Here is a 13058-nt window from a genome sequence, read left to right as displayed (position 1 = left end):
CGATCTGGCAGCGCCTCGCGGGCAACGTCGACGGGGTTAACACCCTGCAACGAGAGGAACGCAATGTCCGCCATCACTTTCGACCGCACCGGTACCCGCGATGGGTTCCTTCGTCTGGCGATGCGCGCCGACGCCGTCTTGACCGGCCTGTCCGGTGTCGCCGGTATCCCGCTGGCCGGCTGGCTCGCCGATATCTCCGGCACCACTAAGGCGTTTGAGTACGGCATGGCCGCGTTCTTCATCGCCTACGGCGTCGCCGTCTTCGGGCTGGCCGCGCTGCCGTCGGTGCGCCGCGCCGGCCTGGGCGTGGCTGTCGCCAACCTGCTTTACACGGTGGCCAGCGTTGCCCTGGTGCTCGCCGATGTCTTCCCGCTGACCGCCACCGGCGTGGTCCTCACGCTGGCGACCGGCGTCTACACGCTGGTGTTCGCGGAACTGCAATACCAGGGCTGGCGCCGCGCGAAGGCCTAGTCGCCCCGCCTCTGCTCGCCGAGCGTGAATCCACTGCGAAATCACCGCCGTCATTCCGCAGCCACTTCACGTTCGGCGCAGCGGTGAAGTCCCGGCTGCGCCGCGCTCAGCTCTCGGGGATCTGGCGTTCGATCTCGTCGAGCCAGATCCGCGCGGACATGTCCGAGGGGGCGCGCCAGTCGCCGCGCGGCGACAGCGCGCCCCCGTGGGACACCTTGGGGCCGTTGGGCAGCGCCGAGCGCTTGAACTGGCTGAACGAGTAGAACCGCTGCACGAAGATCTGCAGCCAATGCCGGATCTCCTTGAGGGAGTAGGACGGTCGCTTGTCCTCGGGGAATCCCGGCGGCCAGTCGCCGCGCTCGGAATCGCTCCAGGCGTGCCACGCCAAGAAGGCGATCTTGGCCGGACCAAACCCGTAGCGCAGCACGTGGAACAGCGAAAAGTCCTGCAGGGAAAACGGCCCGACCTTCGCCTCGCTGCTCTGCAGTTCCTCCTCCTCGCCGCTCGGAACGAGTTCGGGGGTGATCTCGGTGTCCAGCACCGACTGCAGCACGTCGCTGACCTGAGACTCGAACTCCCCCGTCGAGATCACCCACCGGATCAGGTGCTGGATCAGCGTCTTCGGCACTCCGGCGTTGACGTTGTAGTGCGACATCTGGTCACCGACACCGTATGTCGACCAGCCCAGCCCGAGCTCGGAGAGGTCGCCGGTGCCCAGCACAATGCCGCCGCGCTGGTTGGCCAGCCGGAACAGGTAGTCGGTGCGCAGGCCCGCCTGAACGTTCTCGAAGGTGATGTCGTAGACCTTTTCCCCGCGCGCGAACGGATGATCCATATTTTCGAGCATCAGCTTTGCGGTGTCGCGGATGTCGATCTCGGCGAAGGTGACCCCGAGCGCACGGCAGAGTTCGATCGCGTTGCGTTTGGTGCGATCCCCCGTCGCGAATCCGGGCAGCGTGAACGCCAGAATGTCTGTGCGCGGCCGCTCTTCCCGATCCATCGCGCGGGCCGCGACGATCAGCGCGTGCGTCGAGTCCAGCCCGCCGGAAATGCCGATGACCACCTTCGGGTAGTCCAGCGCCCGTAGCCGCTGCTCGAGTCCGGAGACCTGGATGTTGTAGGCCTCGTAGCAGTCCTGCTGCAGCCGGTTGGGATCGGCGGGCACGAACGGGAACCGCTCGACCCTGCGCAGCAGCCCGATGTCGCCCGACGGCGGGTCCACCCGGAACTCGATGCGCCGGAACGAATCCGCCAGCACCCGGTGGTGTCGCCGGTTGTCGTCGAAAGTTCCCATCCGTAGGCGCTCGGAGCGCAGCAGCCCGGTGTCCACGTCGGCCACCGAGCGCCGCTGCCCCTTGGGGAAGCGCTCGGATTCGGCCAGCAGCACGCCGTTTTCCCAGATCATCGTTTGGCCGTCCCAGGCCAGGTCGGTGGTGGATTCGCCCTCCCCGGCGGCGGCGTACACGTACGCGGCCAGACAGCGCGACGAGGCGGAGCGGGCCAGCAGGCTGCGGTCCTCGGCGCGCCCGATGGTGATGGGGCTGCCGGACAGGTTGGCCAGCACCGTCGCCCCCGCCAACGCGGCCTCCGCACTGGGCGGCACCGGCACGAACATGTCTTCGCAGATCTCCACGTGCAACACGAAGTCGGGCCGGTCCGCGGCGGCGAACAACAGGTCAGGCCCGAACGGTGCCTCGATGTCGCCGAGCCGGATCGTGCCCCGCTCGCCGTCACCCGGCGCCAGCTGGCGACGCTCGTAGAACTCCCGGTAGGTGGGCAGGTAGGACTTGGGTGCCACGCCGAGCACCGCGCCGCGGTGCAGGACGACGGCCGTGTTGTAGGCGCGGTGGCCGTGCCGCAACGGCGCGCCGACCACCAGCACGGGCCGCAGCTCGCGGGTGGCCTCGACAAGCTCGCGCAGCGCGTCCTCGACGGCGTCCAGCAGCGAGTCCTGCAACAGGATGTCCTCGATCGAGTACCCCGACAGCGTCAGCTCGGGAAACACCGCCAGGGCCACGCCGTCGTCATGGCATTCGCGCGCCAGCGCCAGCACCGACGCAGCATTGGCGGCCGGGTCGCCGATCGTGGTGTGGTGGGTACACGCGGCGACGCGGATGTAGCCATGTCGGTAGGCGTTGTAGAAGTCCGTCGAGAAGTCCATTGCCCCTCATTCTCGCCCGTTCAGTGTCAAGGCCGGATCGTCGGGTATCACCAACGCATGAGCGACACCACAGTCCTGGTGGTCGACATGCTGAACACCTACCGGCATGAAGACGCTGAAAACCTGATACCCAATGTCGAGAAGATCATCGAGCCGCTGGCTGACCTCGTCCGCCGCGCGGACGAATCCGACAGCGTCGACCTGGTCTACGTCAACGACAACTACGGAGATTTCACGGCGCAGTTCTCCGACTTGGTGCACGCGGCCTGCGACGGCGCGCGTCCGGATCTGGTGGACCCGATCGTGCCGGCGCAGAACATCTGCGTGTTGACCAAGGCCCGGCACAGCGCGTTTTACTCGACCCCGTTGGCGTATCTGCTCGGGCGGCTGGGCACCAAGCGCCTGATCCTGACCGGCCAGGTGACCGAGCAGTGCATCCTCTACAGCGCGCTCGACGCGTACGTGCGCCACTTCCCCGTCGTAATCCCGACGGATGCGGTCGCGCATCTCGATGACGAGTTGGCCAAGGCGGCGTGCGAAATGATGCGACGCAACATGTCCGCCGAAATCACCACCGCGGCGGACTGCCTGAAGTAGTCCGGCGCGCAAGCCGCCGCGACACTGAAACGTCTGCGACGACACGCCGGGTGAGGGCGCCCTGGGTTAAGTTTCGACGATAGCCACGGCTGCGCGCAGACACGCCATTAGCCCGGACCCGTACCCTCGACTGGGTGACGCCTTACCGCCCGGAATCCCCGGAGCTGGTCGCCCTGCTGGCCGGCCTGCGGCTCGCGGTGCTGACGGGCGCCGGCATCTCCACCGACTCGGGCATCCCCGACTACCGCGGCCCCGATTCGCCGCCGAGCAATCCGATGACGATTCAGCAGTTCACCTCGGATCCGGTGTTCCGGCAGCGCTATTGGGCCCGCAACCACGTCGGCTGGCGGCACATGGACGACACCCAGCCCAACGCCGGACACCGGTCAGTCGCCGCGCTCGAGCACCCGGGGGTGGTGACCGGAGTAATCACCCAGAACGTCGACCTGCTGCACACCAAGGCCGGCAGCCGCAACGTCGTCGACCTGCACGGCAGCTACGCGCGGGTGGCCTGCCTGAATTGTGATTACACGATGAGCCGCGCCGCGCTGGCCGGGCAACTCGAGGCGCGCAACCCGGGGTTCATCGAGCGCGCCGAGGCCGTCGGCGGGCTGGCGGTGGCACCCGACGCCGACGCGATCGTCGCCGACACCGCGTCGTTTCGCTACCTGGACTGCCCGGCCTGCGCCGGCATGCTCAAGCCCGACATCGTCTACTTCGGCGAGAGCGTACCCAAAGAGCGTGTGGCCCGGGCCTATTCGCTGGTCGAGTCGGCCGAGGCACTGCTGGTCGCGGGCTCGTCGCTGACGGTGTTCTCCGGTTACCGGTTCGTGCGCCACGCCGCGTCGCTGGGCATGCCGATCGCGATCGTCAACCGGGGCCGCACCCGCGGCGACGACCTTGCGACCCTCAAGGTCGACGGCGGCTGCTCGGAAATCCTGACCCTGCTGGCGTCCGAACTGGTCGGCGTTGCCCTGTCTTAGAAGCTGCAGGGCATCTTGCCGATGGAGTGGATGAAGTTGCCGACGACGTAGGTCGGCTCGCCCGCCTCGATGTCGGGCACCTGACGCAGCAACTCGCCAAAGATTGCCCGCAGCTGTGCCCGCGCCACGTGCGCCCCGAGGCAGAAGTGCACCCCGCCGCCACCGAAGCCCACGTGCGGGTTGGGGCTGCGACCCAAGTCGAAACGCTCGGGGTGATCGAACGCCTCTTCGTCGCGGTTGCCCGACGAGTAGAACATCACCACCTTCTCGCCGGCCGAGATGGTCTGTCCGCCCAGTTCGAAATCCCTTGTGGCCGTGCGGCGAAAGGTCATCACCGGGGTGGCCCAGCGAATGAATTCCTCCACCGCTGTGCCGATGCGGTCCTCGAACGCCGCGCGCAACCAGTCCCGCTGATCGTGGTATTCGGTCAACGCCTTCAGCGCGTGGCTGGTGGTCTGGCGCGTGGTGTCGTTTCCGGCGACCGCGAGCAGGACGAAGAACGCGGACACGTCCGCGTCGGTCAGTCGGTCGCCGTCGACCTCGGCGTTGACCAGGCTGCTGAACAGGTCGTCGCCGGGGTGTTCGCGGCGGTGCGCGGCCAGCGAGCCGGCGACCTGGTGCAGGTACACCTGGTTCTCGAACGCGACCTCCAGCGGGTGGCGCCCTTGCAGGTAGTCGGGGTCGGTGAACGACACCAGCGCGTCGGCGGCGTGCGCCACCTGCTGCCGTTCGGATTCCGGGATGCCGACCATGTCCGACAGCGTCCGGATGGGCAGCTCCTTGGCGCAGTGCTCCACGAAATCGACGCCGCTGCCCGCGGCCCGCAACTCCTCGACGATCTTCTTGGCGTTGACGTTGATCGACTCCTCGATGCGGCGTACCTGCCTCGGGGTGAATGCGGCGTGAGCGAGCTTGCGCAGCACGGTGTGTCGCGGCGGGTCCATCGCCAGGAACGACTGCGACGCCTCGAGCAGCTCCTCGGGGAACGTCTCGAACATCACCCCCTTGCCGGAGATGAACACGTCGTTGTTGCGGCTGACGGTGACGATGTCGGCCCGCCGGGTGACGGCCCAGTAGCCGGGGTCGGTGGGATCGGGCGTCATCGTGTCCTCGGCCGGGGGGTGCCAGCTCACCGGACGCTCGGCGCGCAGCACGGCGAACGAGCGCTCGCGATCCTCGGCCGTCGTCGCCCAGAACGCCCGCGACGAAAGGTCGATCGGGTCGTAGGTACGGCTATTCCCGGGCATCGTCGCGGTCATATTCGCGACCATATGTCTAGACACAGTGTCTAGTCAAGATGTTAAATCAACCCGCTATGCTGCGCAAATGCCGTCCGTTACCCGCAAGCCACAGGCGAATCGCCAGCAGCGCCGCGAGCACATGGAACGGCGTCTGCTGGATGCGACCGAGCGGCTGATGGGCGACGGCGCCACGTTCACCGAGCTGAGCGTGGACCGGCTGTCGACCGAGGCCGGCATCTCGCGCGCCAGCTTCTACATCTATTTCGAGGACAAGGGCCACCTGTTGCGGCGCCTGGCCACCGAGGTGTTCGCCGAACTCGCCGACGCCGGCGAACGCTGGTGGGGGGTGGCCGGCCGGCACGATCCGAATGATGTCCGTGCCGCGGTCGCGAGGATCATCGCGAGCTTCCGGCGTCATCAGCCGGTACTGGTCGCGCTCAGCGAGATGGCCGGTTACGACGCGGCGACGGCGCAGACCTATCGAAGCCTGCTGGTCGCCATCTCCGAGCGGGTCACCCGGGTGATCGAGGACGGACAGGCCGACGGCTCGATCCGCCCGGAACTGCCCGCGGCCACCACGGGCAGCGCGCTGACGTGGATGGTGGAGCGCGCGTGCCAACAGAACCTGCCGGTGAATCCGCCCGGCTACGACGCGGAGCTGGCCGCGTCGCTGACCGAAATCATCTGGGGCGCACTGTATCTGAAGCCAATGCGCTGATATCGGGTCAGCGTGCCCGGCGCAGCTCGGCGATGAAGCGCCGGCCCTGGTTGTCGATGACCTGCCAGGAGTAGGGGCCGATGACCTGAGAGTGACCGAGCATCTGCACGGCCGCCCGGCCCTCCTGCTCGACGCGAATGCCGTCGACCCGCATGCCGTTCGATGTCGTAAGTGCCCACATGATGTCTTCCCTTTTCTCGCTTGCTGTTGAGAAAAGGTTCGGACGGCACCCTGCAAGGATCCTCTAGGAATCCTTGAACGATTCTTGAAGCGGCGGCCTACACGGCGACCAGGTCGTCGGCATGCACCGCGGGACGGCGCAGGTCGCCGGGCAGATCGGCGGTTGAACGACCCATCATCGAAGTGAGTTCTGTTGCGTCGTAAGCGACTACGCCCCGGGCGACCATGGCCGCGTCCGGTCCGCGCAATTCGACGACGTCGCCCGCGGAAAACCCGCCCGACACCGCGGTGATGCCCGCGGGCAGCAGCGAGCGGCGGTGCCGCACCACCGCGCGCACCGCGCCGTCGTCCAGCGTCAGCCAACCCGACGCGTCCGCGGCGTAGCGCACCCAGAACCGCCGCGCCGACATCCGGTCGGACCGCGCGGCGAACACCGTGCCCACCGACGCGTCGGCCAGCGCGGGGGCGGCGTCGGCGGCGGCCGCAAGCAGGACCGGCACGCCGGCGTCGGCGGCCAGCAGCGCCGCGGACACCTTCGACGCCATCCCGCCCGTGCCCAGATGACTGCTCTGGCCGGCGATCACGCCGTCCAGGTCCTCCGGCCCGGCGACCTCGGCGATGAACTCGGCCCCCTGCGACTTGCGCGGGTCCGACGCGTACAGGCCGTCGATGTCGGACAGCAGCACCAGCGCGTCCGCGCCGACCAGGTGCGCGACCAGCGCCGACAGCCGATCGTTGTCGCCGAACCGGATCTCGTTGGTGGCGACCGTGTCGTTCTCGTTGACAATCGCGACCGCGTGCAGCGCGCGCAGCCGGTCCAGCGTGCGCTGGGCGTTGGTGTGCTGCACCCGCATCGAGAGGTCGTGCGCGGTCAGCAGCACCTGCCCCACCGTGCGGCCGTAGCGCGCGAACGCCGCGCTCCACGAGTTCACCAGCGCGACCTGCCCCACGCTGGCCGCCGCCTGTTTGGTCGCCAAATCGTTTGGCCGACGGGACAATCCGAGCGGCTCGATGCCCGCGGCGATGGCGCCCGAAGAAACGATGACCACGTCGGAGCCCGCCTTCATGCGGCCTTCGATGGCGTCGACGAGGCCGGCCAGCCGGGCGGCGTCGAACACCCCCTTTGGCGTGGTCAGTGCGGTTGTGCCGACCTTGACGACGACGCTGCGGGCGGTCCTGATGGCCTCGCGATGGCGGCTGGTCATGAGTCTTCGCGCTGACGCCGCTGGCGCCGGGCGGCCTTGCGTTCCGCGGCGCCGACGCGGTCGGTGGCCTCCAGTCGCGCGTCGGTGCCGCGTCCGGTCATCGTGACGTCGACCCCGGCGGGCGTCTGGGGTTCCCAGTCGAAGGTCATGTCGCCGATGGTGACCGCGCATCCCGGTTGCGCACCCAGCCGCAGCAACTCGTCCTCCACGCCGAGGCGGGCCAGGCGGTCGGCGAGATAGCCGACGGCCTCGTCGTTGTCGAAGTTGGTCTGGCCGATCCAGCGCTCGGGCCGTCGGCCGCGGACCACGAAGCTGCCGTCGCCGTTGGCCTCCACGGTGAAGCCGCTGTCGTCGACCGGGACCGGGCGGATCACCGGCCGTCGGGCCACCACGGGCGGGCGTTGCGCGTTGTAGGCCTCGATCATCTGCCACAGGCCGAAGACCAACGGCTGCAAGCCTTCCCGGGTAGCGGTCGACACCAGGAACACGGGCCAGCCCCGCTCGGCGATCTCGTCGCGGACGAACTCGGCGAGCTCGCGGGCCTCCGGCACGTCGATCTTGTTGAGCACCACCGCGCGGGGCCGCTCCGCGAGGTCGCCCAGCACCGCGTCGCCCTGCAATGTCGGTGTATACGACGCGAGTTCGGCCTCCAGCGCGTCGATGTCGGAGATCGGATCCCGCCCCGGTTCCTGCGTGGCGCAGTCCACCACATGCACCAGCACCGCGCAGCGCTCGATGTGCCGCAGGAAGTCCAGGCCCAGGCCGCGTCCCTGCGATGCGCCGGGGATCAGACCGGGCACGTCGGCGACGGTGAATGCGTGCTCGCCCGCGGACACCACCCCGAGGTTGGGGACCAGCGTGGTGAAGGGATAGTCGGCGATCTTCGGCTTGGCCGCGGAGATCACCGACACCAGCGACGACTTCCCGGCCGACGGGAACCCGACGAGGCCGGCGTCGGCGACGGTCTTGAGTTCAAGAGTGAGGTCGCGCGCCTCGCCCTGCTCGCCGAGCAGCGCGAAACCGGGCGCTTTGCGGGCGCGCGACGCCAGCGCCGCGTTGCCCAGGCCCCCGCGACCCCCGGTGGCGGCGTCGAAGCGGGTGCCCGCGCCCACCAGATCGGCCAGCAACCGGCCGTTCTCGTCCAGGACGACGGTGCCGTCGGGGACCTTCACTTCCAGGTCCGCGCCGGCCGCGCCGTCGCGGTTGTTACCCATGCCCTGCTTGCCGGACGGCGCGGTGACGTGCGGGCGGAAGTGAAAGTCGAGCAGGGTGTGCACCTGCGGGTCGACGACGAACACGACGCTGCCGCCGCGACCGCCGTTGCCGCCGTCGGGACCGCCGAGTGGCTTGAACTTCTCGCGATGCACCGAGGCGCAGCCGTTACCGCCGGAACCCGCCCGCGCGTGGATGACGACCCGGTCGACAAACCGAGGCATCGGAGTACCCCTTAGTCGGCAGATCCCCCGGCCGGGACGATGTTGACGGTCTTGCGTCCGCGCTTGAGCCCGAACTCGACCGCGCCGGCCGCCTTGGCGAACAACGTGTCATCCCCACCGCGGCCCACGTTGACGCCAGGGTGGAACTTGGTGCCGCGCTGACGAATCAGGATCTCGCCGGCCTTGACGACCTGGCCGCCGAACCGCTTCACACCGAGCCGCTGAGCTGCGGAATCCCGACCGTTGCGCGAGCTGGACGCGCCCTTCTTGTGTGCCATATCTGGTCCTCTACTTGATGCCGGTGACCTTGAGGACCGTCAGCTGCTGACGGTGGCCTTGCCGCTTGTGGTAGCCGGTCTTGTTCTTGAACTTGTGGATCCGGATCTTGGGGCCCTTGGTGTGCTCGAGCACCTCGCCGGTGACCGCGACCTTGGCGAGCGCCGAGGCGTCGGTGGTGACGTTTGCGCCGTCGACAACCAGGGCTACCGGTAGCGAGACGTTCGCGCCGGGCTCGGAGTCGAGCTTCTCGACCTTGACGACGTCTCCGACGGCGACCTTGTACTGCTTGCCGCCGGTCTTGACGATTGCGTAGGTCGCCATCCTGGGTGCACCTCTGCTTACTCTTGCGGGCACGCGTCACCGGTTGCGTGCGCGTGGTGGGTCTGGGTTGCGGGCCTGTATGTCCCGCGTCGTCGGCCAAAGTCTACGCACAGCTAGTCACCGGCCTGACGACAACTGTCCAAGGGTACGTGACCAGCAGCTACAGGGTCAAACCAGGGCGGGCCGCATCGTCTGCTCCCTGGCACGGCTTTTCGCGTTTCCCGCTGCACGGCTTTTTCTCGCTGCACCCAACGTATGCGGCCACTTTGCGGCCCCTCGCGGCCCCTTTGCGGCCCTGCCTTCGGCCCCTTTGCGGCCCTGCCTTCGGCCCCTTTGCGGCCCCGCCTTCCACCCCTTGCGGCCCCGCCTTCCACCCCTTCGCGGCCCTCCCCTTCCACCCAACGTGAAACCACTGCGAAAAATCAGTCCAGAACTCGCAGTCGTTTCACGTTCGGCGAAGGCCCGCTACAGCGACAGCCCCCGGCGGCCCCGCCTTCCACCCAACGTGAATCCACTGCGAAAAATCAGTCCAGAATTCGCAGTCGTTTCACGTTGGGTGAAGCAAACGCGAGGCTTTAGTCGGCGTGGACAGGCGGGCCCGCGGGACGGCCGGCCGCGCGGCGACGACGCGGGGGCGCCGACACGTCACTCACGGCGACGGCGGGGAGGTCGTCGAGGTCGTCCTCATCGTCGGGGTCGTCCTCGTCGTCGGAGTCGTCCTCGTCGTCGACGAGATCCAGGTCCTCATCCTCGTCGTCGTCCTCGTCGTCCTCGTCGTCGAGGTCGTCGAGTTCGTCGAGTTCGTCGTCCTCGTCCTCGTCGTCAGAGTCGTCGTCAGAGTCGTCGTCGGCGTCGAGGTCGTCGGTCTCGTCGGCCTCCTCGAAGTCCTGGTCGGTGTCCTCGACTTCGGCCTGGGCGACCTCGTCGACCGTCTCGTCGGCCGCGGCGGTCAACTCCTCGTCGGGCTCGCCGGCTTCCTCGTCACCGGCGGCATCGGCCGGGCCGGACGAACCCGCGGCCATCGCCTTGAACATCGGATGCTCGCCGGGAGCGTGCACTGGCACCTTGGCCACCACCGGCTCGTCGGTGCGGCCCTTCTTCGAACGCCTGGCCCGCCGGCTGCCGCCGGGTTCCGACTTGCGGCCGGCTGCAGGCGCCGAGTCGACGGGGTCGCCGTGCAGCAGGATGCCGCGACCGCTGCAGTTCGGACAGGACGTCGAGAACGCCTCGATCAGCCCGGTCCCCAACCGCTTGCGGGTCAGCTGCACCAGGCCCAGCGAGGTCACCTCGGACACCTGATGGCGGGTGCGGTCGCGGGCCAGCGCCTCGGTGAGCCGGCGCAACACCAGGTCGCGGTTGGATTCCAGCACCATGTCGATGAAGTCGATGACGACGATGCCGCCGATGTCGCGCAGCCGCAGCTGGCGAACGATCTCCTCGGCCGCCTCGAGATTGTTCTTCGTCACCGTCTGCTCGAGGTTGCCTCCGGAGCCGGTGAACTTGCCGGTGTTGACGTCGATGACCGTCATGGCCTCGGTCCGGTCGATCACCAGCGTGCCGCCCGACGGCAGCCACACCTTCCGGTCCATCGCCTTGGCCAGCTGCTCGTCGATGCGGTGCACCGCGAACACGTCGGGGCCGTTCTCCGCGGGCTCGTACTTGTTCAGCTTCGAAACGAGCTCGGGGGCAACGGAATTCACGTAGTCGTTGATCGTGCCCCACGCCTCGTCGCCGGAGACGATCAGCCCCGCGAAGTCCTCGTTGAACAGGTCGCGGATGACCTTGACCAGCACGTCGGGCTCTTCGTACAGCGAGACCGCGGCCCCGGCAGCCTTTTTCTTGGTTTCGGTCGCCTGGGCCTCGATCTGCTGCCAGCGCTCCTGCAACCGGGTGACGTCGGCGCGGATGTCCTCCTCTTTGACGCCCTCGGACGCGGTGCGGATGATCACCCCGGCGTTGGCCGGCACCACCTCACGCAGGATCTCCTTGAGTCGCTGGCGCTCGGTGTCGGGCAGCTTGCGGCTGATCCCCGTCGACGACGCGCCGGGCACGTACACCAGGTAGCGGCCGGCCAGTGACACCTGCGTGGTGAGCCGCGCGCCCTTGTGCCCGACGGGGTCCTTGCTGACCTGTACCACGACGTAGTCGCCCGGCTTGAGGGCCTGTTCGATCTTGCGATCGGCTCCGCCCAGACCGGCGGCCTCCCAGTTCACCTCACCGGCGTAGAGCACACCGTTGCGGCCGCGGCCGATGTCGACGAACGCCGCCTCCATCGAGGGCAGGACGTTCTGCACGATGCCCAGGTAGATGTTGCCCACCAGCGACGCTGAGGCGGCCGAAGTCACGAAATGCTCGACGATGATGCCGTCTTCGAGCACGGCGATCTGGGTGTACCGAGCGCCCGGGTGCGGCGGCTCGGCGCGGACCCGGTCGCGCACCACCATGACGCGTTCGACGGCCTCGCGGCGGGCCAGGAATTCGGCCTCGGTCAGCACCGGCGGGCGGCGACGCCCGGCGTCCCGCCCGTCGCGACGGCGCTGCCGCTTGGCCTCCAGCCGGGTGGAGCCGTCGATGCCTTTGATCTCGTTGCTCGACGAGCCGCCAGAGCCGTTGTCGTCGCCGCCGGACTTGCCGCCCGCCCGCGGCGCGCGCTCGTGCACGACGGTGTTGGGCGGGTCGTCGGGCGACGGACTGTCGTCGCCGTCGTCACCGGCGCCCGACTTGCGCCGCCGCCGACGCCGCCGGCGGCGGTTGCCCGCCTCCGCCGATCCGTTCTCGTCGTCACCGTTGTCGGCGTCGTCGGAATCCTCGCCGTCGGCGTCCTCGGCCCCGGAGTCCCTGGATTCGGTCTCGTCGTCGTCGGCGCCGTCCGATCCGCCCTGTTCGCCGCGGCCGCGGCCACGACCGCGACGACCGCGACGGCGGCGCCGATTGGCCGGCCGATCGGCCTGTTCGTCCTCGTCGTCGGCCTCGGCGTCCGCGGCCTGGTCGTCCTGGTCGTCCTGGTCACCCGCGTCGTCGCCGCTGTCGCGTTCCGGGGTGGCGCTGACGGGTTGCGGCGCGACGAACAGCGGCATGTAGTGGGGCCGCTCGATTGCGGTCTCCAGCATCAGCCGGGACTCGGGTTCTTCGGGCGTGGCGGCCTCGGCGTCCGCGGGGGCTTCCGGCGGCTCGGCCGCCAGCAGGTCGCGCACCTTTGCCGCATCGACCTTGTCGACGCTGGAGTGCGCGCTGCGGATCCGCCCGTCGAGCGCGCTGAGCGCGTCCAGCACCCGCTTGCTGGTGGTTCCCAGCGCCCGGGCCAGCGAATGGACTCTCAGGCGGTCCGGCAATTCCTCGCCCGGCGTCGGCTGATTTGCTGTCTCTGAAGTTGGGGCACCGTCTACCACGTATTCTCCTCAAGCCCCCGGGCGCGTCCTTGCGACGCGGCCACGCGAGGGCTTCGCTATGGGCCCGGGCCAGTGCT

General features: G+C 68.7%; 12 protein-coding genes. 4 read left to right on the top strand and 8 right to left on the bottom strand.

Annotated features, from left to right (window positions below):
* Positions 1-63 precede the first annotated feature (63 nt).
* A complete protein-coding gene (locus AC5Y5V_RS04545; protein ID WP_499931433.1) occupies positions 64-471 on the top strand; it encodes a hypothetical protein in 408 nt (135 codons plus the stop codon).
* A gap of 106 nt (positions 472-577) precedes the next feature.
* Here the strand turns inward: AC5Y5V_RS04545 and AC5Y5V_RS04540 are convergent, their stop codons facing one another.
* Positions 578-2632, bottom strand: a complete 2055-nt coding sequence (locus AC5Y5V_RS04540; protein ID WP_499931431.1) for an NAD(+) synthase — start codon at positions 2630-2632, stop codon at positions 578-580.
* Positions 2633-2689: 57 nt separating this feature from the next.
* Between AC5Y5V_RS04540 and AC5Y5V_RS04535 the strand changes: the two genes are divergently transcribed.
* Together AC5Y5V_RS04535 and AC5Y5V_RS04530 are read left to right on the top strand one after the other, a co-directional pair.
* Positions 2690-3229 carry a cysteine hydrolase family protein gene (locus AC5Y5V_RS04535; RefSeq protein ID WP_499931430.1) on the top strand — a complete coding sequence of 180 codons (540 nt, stop codon included), beginning with the start codon at positions 2690-2692 and terminating at the stop codon, positions 3227-3229.
* 134 nt (positions 3230-3363) lie between these two features.
* Positions 3364-4212 carry an NAD-dependent protein deacetylase gene (locus tag AC5Y5V_RS04530; protein ID WP_499931428.1) on the top strand — a complete coding sequence of 283 codons (849 nt, stop codon included), beginning with the start codon at positions 3364-3366 and terminating at the stop codon, positions 4210-4212.
* On the opposite strand, the gene AC5Y5V_RS04525 is transcribed toward AC5Y5V_RS04530, so the two are convergent.
* Positions 4209-5471: a cytochrome P450 gene (locus AC5Y5V_RS04525; RefSeq protein WP_499931426.1), complete on the bottom strand. Its 1263-nt coding sequence runs from the start codon at positions 5469-5471 to the stop codon at positions 4209-4211. The two genes, AC5Y5V_RS04530 and AC5Y5V_RS04525, sit on opposite strands and share 4 nt — an antisense overlap.
* Positions 5472-5538: 67 nt before the next feature.
* Here AC5Y5V_RS04525 and AC5Y5V_RS04520 point away from each other — a divergent pair, with 67 nt between their 5' ends.
* The gene (locus AC5Y5V_RS04520; protein ID WP_499931424.1) at positions 5539-6171 is read left to right on the top strand and encodes a TetR/AcrR family transcriptional regulator; all 633 of its coding nucleotides are present in this window, start codon (positions 5539-5541) and stop codon (positions 6169-6171) included.
* A gap of 7 nt (positions 6172-6178) precedes the next feature.
* Here the strand turns inward: AC5Y5V_RS04520 and AC5Y5V_RS04515 are convergent, their stop codons facing one another.
* From AC5Y5V_RS04515 to rne, 6 genes are all read right to left on the bottom strand, one after another.
* A complete protein-coding gene (locus AC5Y5V_RS04515; RefSeq protein ID WP_499931422.1) occupies positions 6179-6352 on the bottom strand; it encodes a hypothetical protein in 174 nt (57 codons plus the stop codon).
* 97 nt (positions 6353-6449) lie between these two features.
* Positions 6450-7556 (bottom strand): glutamate 5-kinase, encoded by a 1107-nt coding sequence (gene proB / locus AC5Y5V_RS04510; RefSeq protein ID WP_499931420.1) that lies wholly within the window; start codon positions 7554-7556, stop codon positions 6450-6452.
* Positions 7553-8992 (bottom strand): GTPase ObgE, encoded by a 1440-nt coding sequence (gene obgE, locus AC5Y5V_RS04505; RefSeq protein ID WP_499931418.1) that lies wholly within the window; start codon positions 8990-8992, stop codon positions 7553-7555. The genes proB and obgE overlap by 4 nt, the downstream gene beginning before the upstream one ends.
* An 11-nt stretch (positions 8993-9003) precedes the next feature.
* Positions 9004-9270 carry a 50S ribosomal protein L27 gene (gene rpmA, locus AC5Y5V_RS04500; RefSeq protein ID WP_499931416.1) on the bottom strand — a complete coding sequence of 89 codons (267 nt, stop codon included), beginning with the start codon at positions 9268-9270 and terminating at the stop codon, positions 9004-9006.
* A gap of 10 nt (positions 9271-9280) precedes the next feature.
* Positions 9281-9592, bottom strand: coding sequence for a 50S ribosomal protein L21 (gene rplU, locus AC5Y5V_RS04495; RefSeq protein WP_499931414.1), 312 nt, complete (start codon positions 9590-9592; stop codon positions 9281-9283).
* Between the two features lie 575 nt (positions 9593-10167).
* Positions 10168-12981, bottom strand: coding sequence for a ribonuclease E (gene rne, locus AC5Y5V_RS04490; protein WP_499931412.1), 2814 nt, complete (start codon positions 12979-12981; stop codon positions 10168-10170).
* Positions 12982-13058: the final 77 nt, after the last annotated feature.

This window comes from Mycobacterium sp. NGS68 (genome assembly GCF_059812195.1).
This window is presented reverse-complemented; position numbering and strand designations above follow the sequence as displayed.

Bases quoted from the DNA above. Each gene is read 5' to 3' on its own strand.
- AC5Y5V_RS04515 (WP_499931422.1), bottom strand. From the start codon at position 6,352: ATGTGGGCACTTACGACATCGAACGGCATGCGGGTCGACGGCATTCGC.
- rpmA (WP_499931416.1), bottom strand. From the start codon at position 9,270: ATGGCACACAAGAAGGGCGCGTCCAGCTCGCGCAACGGTCGGGATTCC.
- AC5Y5V_RS04525 (WP_499931426.1), bottom strand. From the start codon at position 5,471: ATGACCGCGACGATGCCCGGGAATAGCCGTACCTACGACCCGATCGAC.
- rplU (WP_499931414.1), bottom strand. From the start codon at position 9,592: ATGGCGACCTACGCAATCGTCAAGACCGGCGGCAAGCAGTACAAGGTC.
- AC5Y5V_RS04520 (WP_499931424.1), top strand. From the start codon at position 5,539: ATGCCGTCCGTTACCCGCAAGCCACAGGCGAATCGCCAGCAGCGCCGC.
- AC5Y5V_RS04535 (WP_499931430.1), top strand. From the start codon at position 2,690: ATGAGCGACACCACAGTCCTGGTGGTCGACATGCTGAACACCTACCGG.
- AC5Y5V_RS04545 (WP_499931433.1), top strand. From the start codon at position 64: ATGTCCGCCATCACTTTCGACCGCACCGGTACCCGCGATGGGTTCCTT.
- obgE (WP_499931418.1), bottom strand. From the start codon at position 8,992: ATGCCTCGGTTTGTCGACCGGGTCGTCATCCACGCGCGGGCGGGTTCC.
- proB (WP_499931420.1), bottom strand. From the start codon at position 7,556: ATGACCAGCCGCCATCGCGAGGCCATCAGGACCGCCCGCAGCGTCGTC.
- AC5Y5V_RS04540 (WP_499931431.1), bottom strand. From the start codon at position 2,632: ATGGACTTCTCGACGGACTTCTACAACGCCTACCGACATGGCTACATC.